The organism is Rhodanobacter sp. MP1X3, from assembly GCF_014207165.1.
GTDB lineage: Bacteria > Pseudomonadota > Gammaproteobacteria > Xanthomonadales > Rhodanobacteraceae > Rhodanobacter.
Window position 1 is genome coordinate 22,264 of record NZ_JACHCO010000011.1, and the last position, 13,265, is coordinate 35,528.

At 60.3% G+C, this 13,265-nt stretch carries 8 protein-coding genes; 3 read left to right on the plus strand and 5 right to left on the minus strand.

Translation table 11 applies throughout. The features are described 5' to 3' along the window. Positions 1-20: 20 nt before the first annotated feature. The 5 genes from HDE79_RS21125 to HDE79_RS21145 all read right to left on the minus strand — a co-directional run bounded on the left by HDE79_RS21125 (position 21) and on the right by HDE79_RS21145 (position 8,747). Positions 21-2,888: a TonB-dependent receptor gene (locus HDE79_RS21125; protein WP_184605114.1), complete on the minus strand. Its 2,868-nt coding sequence runs from the start codon at positions 2,886-2,888 to the stop codon at positions 21-23. A 599-nt stretch (positions 2,889-3,487) separates the two neighbouring features. Continuing rightward, a complete protein-coding gene (locus HDE79_RS21130; RefSeq protein WP_184605115.1) occupies positions 3,488-4,867 on the minus strand; it encodes a leucyl aminopeptidase family protein in 1,380 nt (459 codons plus the stop codon). A gap of 88 nt (positions 4,868-4,955) precedes the next feature. After that, positions 4,956-5,657 carry an HAD family hydrolase gene (locus HDE79_RS21135; RefSeq protein ID WP_184605117.1) on the minus strand — a complete coding sequence of 234 codons (702 nt, stop codon included), beginning with the start codon at positions 5,655-5,657 and terminating at the stop codon, positions 4,956-4,958. A gap of 18 nt (positions 5,658-5,675) precedes the next feature. Next, entirely contained in the window at positions 5,676-7,097 is a 1,422-nt protein-coding gene (locus HDE79_RS21140; protein WP_184605119.1) for a substrate-binding domain-containing protein, read from the minus strand. Positions 7,098-7,349: 252 nt separating this feature from the next. Continuing rightward, the gene (locus tag HDE79_RS21145; RefSeq protein WP_184605121.1) at positions 7,350-8,747 is read right to left on the minus strand and encodes a Do family serine endopeptidase; all 1,398 of its coding nucleotides are present in this window, start codon (positions 8,745-8,747) and stop codon (positions 7,350-7,352) included. A gap of 432 nt (positions 8,748-9,179) precedes the next feature. On the opposite strand from HDE79_RS21145, the gene HDE79_RS21150 reads away from it, so the two are divergent. The 3 genes from HDE79_RS21150 to HDE79_RS21160 all read left to right on the plus strand — a co-directional run bounded on the left by HDE79_RS21150 (position 9,180) and on the right by HDE79_RS21160 (position 13,183). After that, a complete protein-coding gene (locus HDE79_RS21150) occupies positions 9,180-11,339 on the plus strand; it encodes an adenosylcobalamin-dependent ribonucleoside-diphosphate reductase (RefSeq protein WP_221440311.1) in 2,160 nt (719 codons plus the stop codon). A 60-nt stretch (positions 11,340-11,399) separates the two neighbouring features. After that, entirely contained in the window at positions 11,400-12,245 is an 846-nt protein-coding gene (locus tag HDE79_RS21155; protein WP_184605123.1) for a hypothetical protein, read from the plus strand. A gap of 167 nt (positions 12,246-12,412) precedes the next feature. Then, positions 12,413-13,183, plus strand: coding sequence for an NrdJb (locus HDE79_RS21160; protein WP_184605125.1), 771 nt, complete (start codon positions 12,413-12,415; stop codon positions 13,181-13,183). Positions 13,184-13,265 lie beyond the last annotated feature (82 nt).

The window sequence follows — 13,265 nt, forward strand, 5'->3', positions numbered from 1 at the left end:
ACTTCCTTTGCGTTTGCAAATCAGAATTTGATCGTGGCGCGGGCCCAGAAATAGCGTCCAAGGGTGTCATAGGTGGAGGTATCCACGTTGTAGTTCGTGGCGTTCTGGTAGGACAGCGGCGGAATCTTGTTGCTGAGGTTATCCACGCCGATGTCGAACCGAGTATGGATCGACGGCACCTCATAGCCGACCTGGATCGAGTGATAAAGCACCGAAGCCATCGGTATATTTACATTGGGGATGTCGGCATCGGCATTGAGGTTGGTCACCTTGTTGACGTATCGGGTCTGCCACTGGGCGCTCCAGTTGCCCTTCGTCCAGTTGAGCGACAAGGTGCCACGCCAGCGAGCGATGTTGCCAAACTGCGCGCTATAGGTGCCGGCGTAGTCGATCGTCGATGCGCTAGCTTCGCCGGGAGTTGCATCGTTCTTGTAGGTGGAGGTGTAGGTGGTATTGAGGCCGACCTTGAACCGCCCCGGGTCAAAATTGCCCAGATCGAAATGCGGGATCTGGTAGTTCAATGTGAAGTCGATGCCAGTCGTGCTCAGGTTGCCCAGGTTGACCGCAGGCGTGCTGACGTAATCTATCTGGCCGGCTTCTTGCGTGCTGTCATCGTAGCGGTGAATGTACGAACAATATGGGCTGTTTTCATTGTTGAAGCAGGAGCTCACCGCAGTTTGCGCGGTCAGCGTGGTCAGCGTGTCCGTCAGATAGACGTGCCAGAAGTCGACCGTGGTAGACACGCCGGGCAACCAGCTGGGGTCGTAGACCAGGCCAATATCGACGGACTTGCCTTGTTCGGGCTTCAACGATCCGCCGAGTACCTTGCTACCGGAGGTCAAGCCGTCTATCTGCTGGCCCTGGGGGGTGTAACCGACCGACACGTATTGGCACGCGTTGGCGTGTTGCGCGAGCTGCGCGGAACTGAGATTGGTGCACGGATCGTTCAGATTCGGGTTGGTGATGTTGTAGCCATCGTAGAGTTCGTCAAGATTTGGGGCGCGGAATACCTGGGAAATGGTGCCCCGCACCAGCAGATCGGCGATCGGCTTCCATTCGAGCGCGATCTTTTTGTTGGTGTCGACTGCGGTAGTGCTGTAGTCCGAAGTGCGGATGCCCAAGTCGAGGTTCAACGACTCGGCCCATGGCTGTTGGGAGAGCAGCGGAATCAATGATTCGGCATACAACTCCTTGACACTGTCTGCTCCCCGGCCTGGCCCGCCGCAGGCTTCCTGCACCAGCTGGCAGCTGAGCGAGTCGACATCGAGGATGGCGTCGTCGCTTACGGTGTAGTTCATCGACTCGTGGCGATACAGGGCGCCCACGGACAGCATGATCGGGCCTGCCGGCAGATCCCACAGCTCGCCACTGGCTTGGAATTGAACCTGCTTCTGGCTATCGGTCTTGACATAGACTGGCGTATCCACGGCAGAGCGCAATGCTGAAGTGACCGCCGGGCTGGACTGATCGAAGATATTCGCCCCGTTGTTGATGGCGGTCTGCAGATCGTCAATGTTGAGCTCGTTGAAGTCGTTCTGCTGGCGCTTCGAATAGCCGTAATTGAGCGAAGCATCCCAGGTCCAGCTGCTCTGGCCGAAATTGCCGCGCAGGCCAGTATTGAGCTGCAGGTTGTCGGTGGTGAAGGTATGCAGGCGGGTGCCGAGTCCGGTAAGTCGGGTGTTGAATCCATAACCACTGTTCGTGCCGCCGCCCGGAGGCGTGCCGAAGGTGATGCCGAACGGATTGTTTGGGTTGCTGGCGAGAACGTACCAACCGTCGCTGTTCGCCGAAGTCCCCTCGGGGGCATCCTGGCCGCTGGAATGGGTGTGGTCGTAGAACACGTTCGCATAGCCGGTGATATCGTCCGTGAATTTGTAGGTGCCGAGCGCGAAGGCGTTGGTACGCTCCTGCTCGGTCTCGATATAGTTGTATGCGTTGTAGTTGAAGGTGTCGGGGGCGCCGCGGTAGCAGCGGTAATCGCTTTGGCTCGATCCGCTGCCCTGTGCCCGCGTGACGTAGCCTGAGCTGCAGCCGAGCTGGCTAACGAGGGCAGGTACCTGAATCTTGCCGGTCGGGATGTTGCTGGAGCCGGATGGCGTGATTACGCCGCTCGACAGGTAGAGCTGATGGGCGGAGAAGTCGCGTCGGGTGGCGAGCACGGGGTCGTATTTGTTGTAGTCCAGGCCCACGACGATACTGCCGCGTTCGCCGCTTTCGCCGAGCGTAAGATCGAATCCGTGCCGCTGGCCATCGCCGTGACTGGAAATGCCATCGTTGATGCTGAGCTCGGCGCCCTTGAAATCCTTGCGCAGGATGAAGTTGACCACACCGCCGATGGCGTCTGAGCCGTACACCGTGGAGGCACCTTCGGCCAGGACGTCGACCCGCTCGATCATGCTTTGTGGAATCATGTTGAGGTCTTGATTGGCCAGGCGCTGGCCATCAACCAGCATCAAGGTGCGGTCTTCGCCCAGTCCGCGCAGTGAAATGCGCGCTGCGCCATCGCCGCCCTCCAGATTGGGGCTTGCGACACCACCGCCGTTGGTGTTGTTCTGGGTGTTGGTGGCATTACCTTGGACGCTGGGAAGTTGCTGCAGCGCATCGCCCAGAGTCAATTTGCCCGAGGCCTCGATATTGGCGCGATCCAGGGTTACCACCGGGCTGGCCGTTTCGCTATCCACGCGGCGGATCAGCGAGCCGGTGACGGATACGGCCTGCAAGGTTTTTGCCTTGTCTTTCGATGGCTGGTCCGGCTTGGCCTGGCTGCTCGCGGCGGCATCGGTGGTGGTTGTCGAGTCTTGTGCCTGGATCGCGCCAGCCACCGAGAAAACACCTACGGCCAAAGCCAGACGCACCGCCATGGATAGGTGATTCAAGTCGTATTTCATGAGCTTTCCCCGTAGAAGTAGAGCGATGCGCGGTACGTAATCGACGCGCAGCGTTGGGTGCAGAACCACACCCGGTTACGCCAAATAAGCACCCCCGTGCTCATCTGGCCGCCGTCCTTATTTGCCGGGGACACTTCTTGATGTCCGGCTGCGAATACAACATTGGGAAAACCCGGAAATCGTTGCCTCGCAAAACCTTGTCCCCTCACCGACTGTTACAGAAAGATGATCGTAAGAAAAGACTCTGGGTGAATTTAGTTTTGCGTCGCAACATGCAACCCCGAAAACTGGCTTGGCCAGCGTGGCCTTGCTGCAGGGCAGAAAAGCACGACTTGTTGCTACCCAGTTTGCGGTCGAAACGTTGTCCCGCGGTCATCATGCTGGCTTTGCCACAGGGCAGGATGAGTTGTATCTATGGGGTTTGACTTGTCATCCGGTCACTGTCTCCGGAGGGTCTCTAGCTCGGAGCGGTGCGTCAATTTTGAGATGGTGATTGCGCGGGCTTCTCGCCTTCAGCAGCGAAAATCCACGATATCGCAGGATCATAGGGCCAAAAAAAACGGCGCCAAGGCGCCGTTCTTCATCGCAGTGGAAACGCTTCAGTGGCCGTAACGCTGCTGCAAAAGCTCAAATGTGGCGCGCAAGCCCATCGCCTCGCCACCGCGCGGTCGACCGGGACGGTCGGCGTCGTTCCAGGCGTAGGTATCCAGATGCATCCAGGGAATCTCGCTAGGCACGAAGCGTTCCAGATACAGCGCCGCGGTGATCGCGCCGGCGTGCCGCGACGGCGCGGAGTTGACCAGATCGGCCACGTGCGAATCGAGCATCTTCCGATACGGTTGCCACAGCGGCATCGGCCAGACCGGATCGTTCACGGCGCGGCTGGCCGTCATCAGCTCGGTGGACAATGCGTCGTTGTTGGCAAACAGTGCCGGCAGATCCGGCCCCAGCGCCACGCGCGCTGCGCCGGTCAGCGTAGCGAAATTCAACATCAGGTCCGGCTTCTGTTCGCCGCCATAGGTCAGCGCATCGCACAGCACCAGCCGGCCTTCCGCATCGGTGTTGTCGATCTCCACCGTGATGCCGGAGCGGGTGGTGATGATGTCGCCCGGGCGGATGGAGTTGCCAGACACCGCGTTCTCTATCGCCGATACCAGCAAGGTCAAACGCACAGGCAACTTTGCCTGCATGATCAGCCCGGCCAAGGCGATCGCATGGGCCGCGCCGCCCATATCCTTTTTCATCCAGCGCATGCCGTCACCGGTCTTGATGTTGAGGCCGCCGGTGTCGAAGCACACGCCCTTGCCGATGACCACCAGCTTGGGGTGTGAGGCCTTGCCCCAGGACAATTCGATCAACCGCGGCTCGCGATAGCTCGCCCGGCCGGCGGCATGCAGGGTGGGAAAGTTGGCCTTGAGCAGTTCGTCACCGACCCACTCGCGCACCTTTGCCTTGTAGGTTTTGCCGAGTTGTTTGATCGCTGCGGCGAGATGCTGCGGACCCATGTCCTCAGTCGGCGTATTGACCAGATCGCGCACCTGCGCGGTGGCATCGATCAGCGGCTGCAATTTTTTCAAATCATTCGCTGCAACGGCGAGCGTGGCCGGTGCGCGTTTGGCTTTGCGGTAGCGGTTGAACTGGTAGGCGCCCAAAGCCCAGCCCAGGGCGGCCTGCATCGGATCGGTGATCGTGCTTTCGTCGGCCAGGTGATAGGTTGCCTCGGGCAGCGTTATCGGCAGCCCGCTGAGGGCGCCCAGCGAATCGCCCGCATGCACGCCAGCCAGCACGCGCACCAGCTTGCCGGTGGCATCGTTGATCAGGGCGAAAGTGCCGGGATTGGCAACGAATCCGCCATCGTCCAGCGCGCGGCGCTGCGGAGCAGTCAGGCGCCTGCGTGCAGCGGCAAGGTGCGCCGTGTCGACGGCTTCAATGGCAATGCTGTGGCGTGCACCAGCGGTGCGTTCGATCAGGGCAGACATGCGGTTTTCCTTTTAGCTCTTGTTGGAACGGGCGTTGCCGATTCCAAAATATTCCACCGCGCATGATGCCCGCTTTGCCAACGGCTGACTATGTTGTCGGCGGCTGCCGTTCAAGCCATTCGACCAGGGCAGTCATGTCCGGCACATCCAGATCGGGTGCATTGCCCAGATCGGCTGGCCAGGTTGCGCCGTGTCGATTGATCCACGCGGTGCGCATGCCGGCATCACGCGCACCGACGACGTCCAGTTCCACATCGTCGCCGATATGCAGAATGTTTTCCGGCGCGACACCGAGACATTCGGCGGCCGCCAGAAAAATGCGCGGGTCGGGCTTGGCGGCACCGGTATTGCGGGCGCTGATGTGATGATGGAAATGCCTATGGATGCCGACGCGTTCGAGGTCGGCATTGCCGTTGGTCAGGCTCGCCAGCGGCCAGCGCGCGGTGAGGTGCATCAGTGCCGGCAGGCTGTCCGGGTATAGCTCCACGCTGTTGCGCGCAGCGAAGTAGATTTCCCACAACACATCCACCGGTGCAGTGGCGATGCCGCAGCTGGCAAAGGCGTGTTGCAGGGTGAGCTGGCGCTGCGTGCTGAAATCGTGGGCCAGGTCGGGCCGCTCGATGGCAACCTTCATGCGCAGCTCGCGCATCGCCGTGACCGGCCATGCGCGAGCAACATCGGGGTGGTGCTGCTGCAGCCACGCGTCAACGGCGTGATCGGCGCGTTCCAAGGCCGGCAGTACCGGCCACAGCGTGTCGTCGAGATCCAGCGTTAGGGCAAGTATTCGCACGTCGCTGAATTGAAGCGATCAGCGATTGCTGACGCGCAGCGACTGACCGAGTTTGACGTTGTTGTCCTTCAGGTGATTCCAGTCGCGCAGTTGGGCGACGTCGACCGAGTGCTTCCTGGCGATCGAGAACAGCGTGTCGCCCTTGGTTACGGTGTAGCTCTTGCCGCTTGCGCTGGCCGTGCTCTTGGTTTCGGCAGCGCTGACTTTCTTGGTCGCTTTGGCCGGCGCGTCTTCGTCGGCGGTTTTGGCGGCATGCTTGTCGGCCTTGGATTTTTTCGATGCCAGCACCGAACCCTTCACGTGCGCAAAGCTGGTGACAGCCACCGCGGCGACACTGCCCTTGACGCCGGTGATCTGGGTCTTGTCGCTGACTGCCGTGGTGGCTTCCTTGGCACCCTGAGCGCCTGCTGCAAGCGTGCCGGAAACGGCAGAAGCCGCAGCGACGCGCGACGCTTCGCTGGCGACAGGGGTCGAGCTCGGCACGGTCACCGGCGCGATGTGGCTGGCGTGGCCGCCGGTTTCTGCCAGGATACTGTTGCGACGGCTGACGTCGATCGACGCCAGCGCGGCACCGTCACTGAAGGGCACCACGCCATGCCTGCGCATCGCAGCCTTGGCGGCATCGGTCTGCAGGAAGTCGATAAACGCGCTGACGTCGGCGGCCTTCGGGTTACGTGGGTTGGTTACGAGGTACAGCGGGGTAAACAGCACATAGCTGCCGTTGCCGACCGTGGACACCGTCGGCGTGATGCCGTTGATCGGAATCATCTTGAGCTTGGGGTTCGATGCCGCGTCCGCCATGGTGGCAACGCCGAGACCGTTAGGGTTGAGGGTCACGCCTTCCTCAAGCTTGTGTGTGTTGACGTACAGGCGCGGCGCGGCCACCGGCTGGTTGCCGTGACCGAACAGCAGCGTGCGCAGGCTGTATTCCACGCCGTCACCCGGGCTCGCCACCGCGTACAGGTCGATCGGTGCGCTGCCGCCGCCCACTTCGCTCCAGTTGGTGATCTTGCCGAAGTAGATGTCGTGCAGCTGCTTCAGCGTGAGGTTGCTGACCGGGTTGGCCGGATTGGTCACCATCACCAGCGCGTCCCACGCGACGGGTGTAAAGGTCAGATTGGTGTTCTGCGAGCTACCGTCGCTCGGGCGTGCACTGCCAGCGAGATCCGCTGTGCCAGTCGCCACGGCATCAATGCCGGATGCGGTGTTGAATGGCTGCAGTTCGATCGAGCCGTGGCCTGCTTTCTCCCAGGCCAGTGCCACTTCGTCGACAACGCCCTGCGCCGTGGCCACGTCACCACGCCAGATCAGACTCGGACCTTTCGCGACGGTGGTTTTCGCATGCGACTTCGCATGCGTGGTCTTGGCGGCAAATGCGGAGGTGGCGAGGCAGGCCCCAATCAGGGTGACCGACAGCAAGCGGGCAAGACGAAGAGACATGTGATGGAGAACCCCGATAGAAAGTGAGTGGCGTAAGTATGGCGCGTTGCCGGTGCGCATATATGAAGGCTGACAGGGTATTTCATCGGCCTGAACGTAAAACATCAAGCGCTTTCATGTATTTATGTTCAGACAACGCGACCGCGCACGGGTCCATGTGTGAAGACATGGCAGCCGATGCCGATGAAGTGGCCATCCATGGCTGCTTTCTTTGGGGTGACCGCACAGGCTTCGCTGACCTTGTGAGTCCTCTCAATTGATGACTACATAGCGGTTGTTGCCGTCGGCATGCGCCACGATCAGCACCAGCTGGCGCAGGTGCACGTTGGCCAGCCCACGCAATACGCTGACGCTCGGGATGCGCTGGTTGCCGATGCCGACCACGATGTCGTCGGTCGTCAGGCCGGCCAGCGCGGCGCGACTGTTCGGTTTCACCGAGCTCACGACGGCACCGAACATGCCCTGGCCGCGCTGGTCGTCGCTGAGATCACTAAAGATGACGCCCGCCAGTCGCGCATCCAGCTTGCCGCCGTCGACGCTGCTGAGTTTCTCCGCGCTCAGCGTGACGTTGACGATGCTGCTTTTGCCATCGCGCACCACGCCGAGTTGCACATTGCTGCCCAGCGGCAGCAGACCTTCAGTGTTGCGCAGATCTTCCACGCTGTGCAGAGGCTTGCCGTTCAGCGTGGTCAGCACATCGCCCGGTTGCAGGCCGGCCTGCTCAGCAGCCGAGCCGGCGCTGACGCCGGTGACCACCACGCCGTTGGTGTCATTGAGTGCCAGCAGCTTGGCAATGCGCGGCGTGATGGCCTGCGTCTGCAGTCCCAGGTTGCCGCGTTCGACTTTGCCATGCGCCAGCAGCTGCTCCATCACCTCGCTGGTGATTGCCGTGGGCACCGCGAAGCCGATGCCGACATTGCCACCCGACGGCGAAAAAATCATCGTGTTGATGCCGACCAGTTCACCACGCAGGTTCACCAGCGCGCCGCCGGAGTTGCCCGGGTTGATCGATGCATCGGTCTGGATGAAATTCTGGAAACCTGTACTGCCCGAAGTCGCGCTACCCAGGCCCGAACGCCCGAGTGCCGAGACGATGCCCGAGGTCACCGTCTGCCCGAGTCCGAACGGGTTGCCCACGGCCACCACGTAATCGCCCACGCGCAGCTGGTTCGAATCGGCCAGCGGCAGCGCCTGCAGGTGATCGGCGGGAATCTGCACCACCGCCACGTCGGTATCCGGATCGGTGCCGATGCGCTTGCCTTTGAATGTGCGCCCATCCTGCAAGGTCACACTGATGTCGTCGGCGCCGCCGACCACATGATTATTCGTCAATACGTAGCCCTTGGCTGCATCCACGATCACGCCCGAGCCCAGGCTCTGTTCCACGCGCTCGCGCGAACCGCCCGGACCCAAAAGCTGACGCACCACGGGATCGCTGAAGTAAGGGTTCTGCACCTGCACGTGCTTCTTGGACGAGATATTCACCACCGCCGGCGTCACCCGCTGCAGCATCGGTGCCAGCGACGGCATCGGCTGGCCATCGATCGCCGGTGGCATAGCCGCATGGCTGATCGTCGGCACGCCACCTATGGCAAGCACCGCCAACACGGCGGTCAGCCAGGGCAGAAAGCGGGAAGGGCGTAACGGCATGGTTCCTCCTTAACGATGATGAATTCAGTACACGACATGACCAAGCAGCGCAGTTTCGACCTGCGCTGCCCGCGACGGTTCCTTGCGACGGCGGATTTGTGAAATTGCATGCATAACTACTTTACATCGGTGGGCGTCAGGGGTAACGTCACTAATCGATGGCGACCACAACATCTTGTGTCTGGTTGCTGAAATTCAAACTAGCTCTGGTGTCGAACGTCTAACGATCTCAGGGGAGCCGTTGTCGTTGATAAGTAGGCGACACATGGGTTGGAGGGCAATCCTCATGGCCTGACTATCGTCACAAAACAGCAAGATATCGCCGCAGATTCGGTCACGCAGAAGCACGGCATTAACGCAGTCGCACCAACCAAAAACAATTCGAATAATAAGTAACCGGGCCGTAAGGCCGTAACGGGAGTAAGGAAGCCGATGAGCACATTGCGTGCGCCAACCACCAACCCCATGAGTCGCGATGCCGCCGTGGAAATTCCGCTGCAACCTGCCTCATACGACATCTGGGACAAGAAGTATCGTCTCAAGGCCAAGTCGGGCGAACCAGTCGATGGCAGCATCGACGAAACCTATCAGCGCGTTGCACGCGCACTGTCCGATGTCGAAGCCAGCGACGAGCTGCGCGGCCATTGGTACGAAAGGTTTCTGTGGGCGCTGCGCCGCGGTGCGATCCCTGCCGGTCGCATCACCTCCAACGCTGGCGCGCTGGCGCACAAGCCCGCGACCAGCACGATCAACTGCACTGTCTCCGGCACCATCCGCGATTCGATGGACGACATCCTGGAGAAAGTCCACGAAGCCGGCCTCACGCTGAAAGCCGGCTGTGGCATCGGCTATGAATTTTCCACGCTGCGTCCGCGCGGCGCGTACGTCTCGGGCGCTGGTGCCTACACCAGCGGCCCGCTGTCGTTCATGGATATCTACGACAAGATGTGCTTCACCGTGTCGTCCGCCGGCGGTCGCCGCGGCGCGCAGATGGGCACGTTCGACATCAGCCATCCCGACGCGAAAGAGTTCATCCGCGCCAAGCGCGAGGACGGTCGCCTGCGTCAGTTCAACCTGTCGCTGCTGATCACCGACGGTTTCATGGACGCGGTGGAAAACGATCAGGACTGGCCGCTGGTCTATCCCGTGCACGTGAAGGAAAAGCACGAGATCGATCTCGCCGATGCCAGCAAGGTCGTCTGGCGCGAGTGGCCCACGCACGAAAACTACATCGATCGCGAAGACGGCCTGGTCGCCTGCAAGATCTACAGCACCATGCGCGCGCGTCACCTGTGGGACATGATCATGGTGTCCACCTACGACTTCGCCGAGCCGGGCTTCATCCTTATCGACAAGGTCAACGAGATGAACAACAACTGGTGGTGCGAGCACATCCGCGCGACCAATCCTTGCGGCGAACAGCCACTTCCTCCCTACGGCTCCTGCCTGCTCGGTTCGATCAACCTCACCACCTTCGTGCGTGATCCGTTCGGCCCCAAGGCGCGCTTCGATTGGGACGAGTATCGCGAAGTGGTGAAGGTGTTCACCCGCATGCTCGACAATGTGGTCGAGATCAACGGCCTGCCGCTGCCGCAGCAGCGCAACGAGATCGAGTCCAAGCGTCGTCACGGCATGGGTTTCCTCGGCCTGGGTTCCACGATCACCATGCTCAAGCATCGCTACGGTACCGCCGAAGCGGTCGCCTTCACCGAAGACGTCTCGCGTGAGATGGCCGTCGCCGGTTGGGAAGTCGCGCTCGAGCTGGCCAAGGAAAAAGGCCCTGCACCGATTCTCGCCAAGGACTTCACCGTCACCGGCGACATGCTGCGCAAGCGCCCCGAAATGATTGTCGACGGTTACAAGGTCGGCGACAGCATCCCCGGCCGCGTGCTGCACGCCAAGTACAGCCGCTACATGCAGCGCATCGCCGAGGTGGCGCCCAACCTGGTTGCCGAGCTGGCCGAGACCGGCGCGCGCTTCACCCATCACAGCTCCATCGCGCCCACCGGCACCATCTCGCTGTCGCTGGCCAACAACGCCAGCAACGGCATCGAGCCGAGCTTTGCGCACCACTACTCGCGCAACGTGATCCGCGAAGGCAAAAAGTCGAAAGAGAAGGTCGAGGTCTACAGCTACGAGTTGCTCGCCTATCGCGCGCTGATCAACGCCGAGGCGCTGCCGTTCACCGATGTGGTGGCCAACAAGCTGCCAGAGTACTTCGTCTCCGCCGACGACATCAGCCCGAAAGAGCACGTCGACATCCAGGCCGCGTCGCAAAAGTGGATCGACTCGTCGATCTCCAAAACCGCTAACGTGCCCACCGATTATCCGTACGAAGATTTCAAGGACATCTATTTCTACGCCTACAAACAAGGCCTGAAAGGATGCACTACCTTCCGCTTCAACCCCGCCGCTTTCCAGGGCGTGCTGGTGAAAGAAGCCGATCTTGAAAACACCCTCTACCGCTTCGAACTGGAAGACGGTAGCGTTGTCGAACTGAAAGGCAACGAGCAAGTGGAGTACGACGGAGAGATGCATTCCGCCGCCAACCTCTTCGATGCCTTGAAGGAAGGTTATTACGGCAAGTTCTGACACGTCGCACGCGTTCTGCGTGCGGCGAAATCAAAATCGCTCATCGGAGGGGAACCCACCATGTCCATCGACACCGAAGTAGAAAACACCACAGTCGTACCACCCGTCACGGAAGCACCGGTTGTCGTCGAGACGCCACCGTCACCGGCTCCAGCACCGGTCGCTGCACCAGTCGTTGTTGTTGCCGAGAAGCCGGCTGCCAAAAAGGCCCCGGCCAAGAAAGCCGTTGCCAAGCCGGCTGCCGTGAAAAAGGCTGCGCCGAAAAAGGCCGCTGCCAAGAAAGCAGCGCCCAAGAAGGCTGCCGCTAAAAAAGCTGCACCGAAGAAAGCGGCTGCCAAGAAAGTCGCTGCCAAAAAAGCCGTAAAGAAAGCAGTGAAGAAAGTCGCCAAGAAAGTGGCCGTTAAAAAGGCGCCGGCCAAAAAAGCCAAGGCCGCCCAAAAAGCCGCTGCCACCAAAAAGGGTGCAAGCACCGTAAAAGGTGTAAACAAGAAAGTCACCGTGAAAAAATCGGCCGCTAAAAAATCCAGCACCAAAAAGACAGTGACCAAGGCCGTCAAGAAAGTCGCCGGCAAGGTGGCCAAGAAAGCCGCCTCCGCCAAAAAGGCCGTCAAGAAAGTCGTCGCCAAGGCCGTAAAGAAGGTCAGCAGCAAAAAGTCGGCTATCACCAAGAAAGGTGTAAATAAAAAAGCCGCGCCCAAGAAGGCGGTCGTCAAGAAATCCGCCAGCACCAAGAAAGGTGTAAACACCAAAAAAGGTGTAAACACCAAGAAAGGTGCAAGCAAGAAAGCCGTCGCCAAGACGGTGAAAAGGTCCACTGCCAGCACCGTAAAAGGTGTAAACAAGAAAGTGGCCGTAAAGACGGCAAAGAAATCTGCCGCCAAGAAAGCTACTGCAAAAAAGAAGTAAGCCGTACCGCATCCGGTCCGGCCACGCGCCGGGCCGGGTGCTTTTTTCACCGCGTTACCCTCCGCGCCAACTGCGCCGCGTGAGCCAGTCGCACCGCCAGGCACCTTTCATTCGCTGCCCGCAAGCACCATATCTATCTCTATAACGCCCCAACACAGAAGAACATCATGGCGACCAAAATCGACAAAAAGATCACCGGCTACAACGTGGTCAAACCCGAAGACAAGGTTGCCGCGGTCGCTGCGCCCGTCACGGCCAAAGAGCCGCCGATGGCCGAAGTGATCCAGATGCACGAAAGCGTTGAGCGCCCCGAAACGCTGGTCGGCTCCACCTTCAAGGTCAAGTCGCCGCTGTTCGAGCACGCGCTATACGTCACCATCAACGATATCGTGCTCAACGCCGGCACGCCGCACGAGCAACGCCGTCCGTTCGAGATCTTCATCAACTCGAAAAACATGGACCACTTCCAGTGGATCGTGGCGCTCACGCGCATCATGTCCGCCGTGTTCCGCAAGGGCGGCGACGTCACCTTTATCGTCGAAGAGCTGAAAGCCGTGTTCGACCCGCGCGGCGGCTACTTCAAATCCGGCGGCGTCTACATGCCCAGCATCGTTGCCGAGATCGGCTCGGTGGTGGAGCAGCACATGAAAAACATCGGCATGATCCACGACCCCGAGATGGACGAGTCCACCCGCCAGCTCATCGCTGACAAGCGCGCCGCCTACGAGGCCGCTAGCGCAAAAAAAAACTCTGACGTAAGCGTAGTGCCAGAAGCACCAGCCGCGACGTCAGCCAGCACCAGCGACAACAAACCCAAGCTCAATGCCGCCGGCTTCCCGCCCGGTGCCACGCTCTGCGCCAAGTGCAACACGCAGGCTCTGGTGCTGATGGATGGGTGTCAGACGTGTTTGAATTGTGGGTATTCGAAGTGCGGGTGATGGTGGCTCGCAGCTTGAGTTGAAACAAAAGGGCGGCCGCGAGGCTGCCCTTTTGTTTCTGTGTACGGTGAAGAGCATGGCG

Coding starts and splice junctions, on each gene's coding strand:
- HDE79_RS21125 (WP_184605114.1), bottom strand. CDS start 2,888: ATGAAATACGACTTGAATCACCTATCCATGGCGGTGCGTCTGGCTTTG.
- HDE79_RS21130 (WP_184605115.1), bottom strand. CDS start 4,867: ATGTCTGCCCTGATCGAACGCACCGCTGGTGCACGCCACAGCATTGCC.
- HDE79_RS21140 (WP_184605119.1), bottom strand. CDS start 7,097: ATGTCTCTTCGTCTTGCCCGCTTGCTGTCGGTCACCCTGATTGGGGCC.
- HDE79_RS21145 (WP_184605121.1), bottom strand. CDS start 8,747: ATGCCGTTACGCCCTTCCCGCTTTCTGCCCTGGCTGACCGCCGTGTTG.
- HDE79_RS21150 (WP_221440311.1), top strand. CDS start 9,180: ATGAGCACATTGCGTGCGCCAACCACCAACCCCATGAGTCGCGATGCC.
- HDE79_RS21155 (WP_184605123.1), top strand. CDS start 11,400: ATGTCCATCGACACCGAAGTAGAAAACACCACAGTCGTACCACCCGTC.
- HDE79_RS21160 (WP_184605125.1), top strand. CDS start 12,413: ATGGCGACCAAAATCGACAAAAAGATCACCGGCTACAACGTGGTCAAA.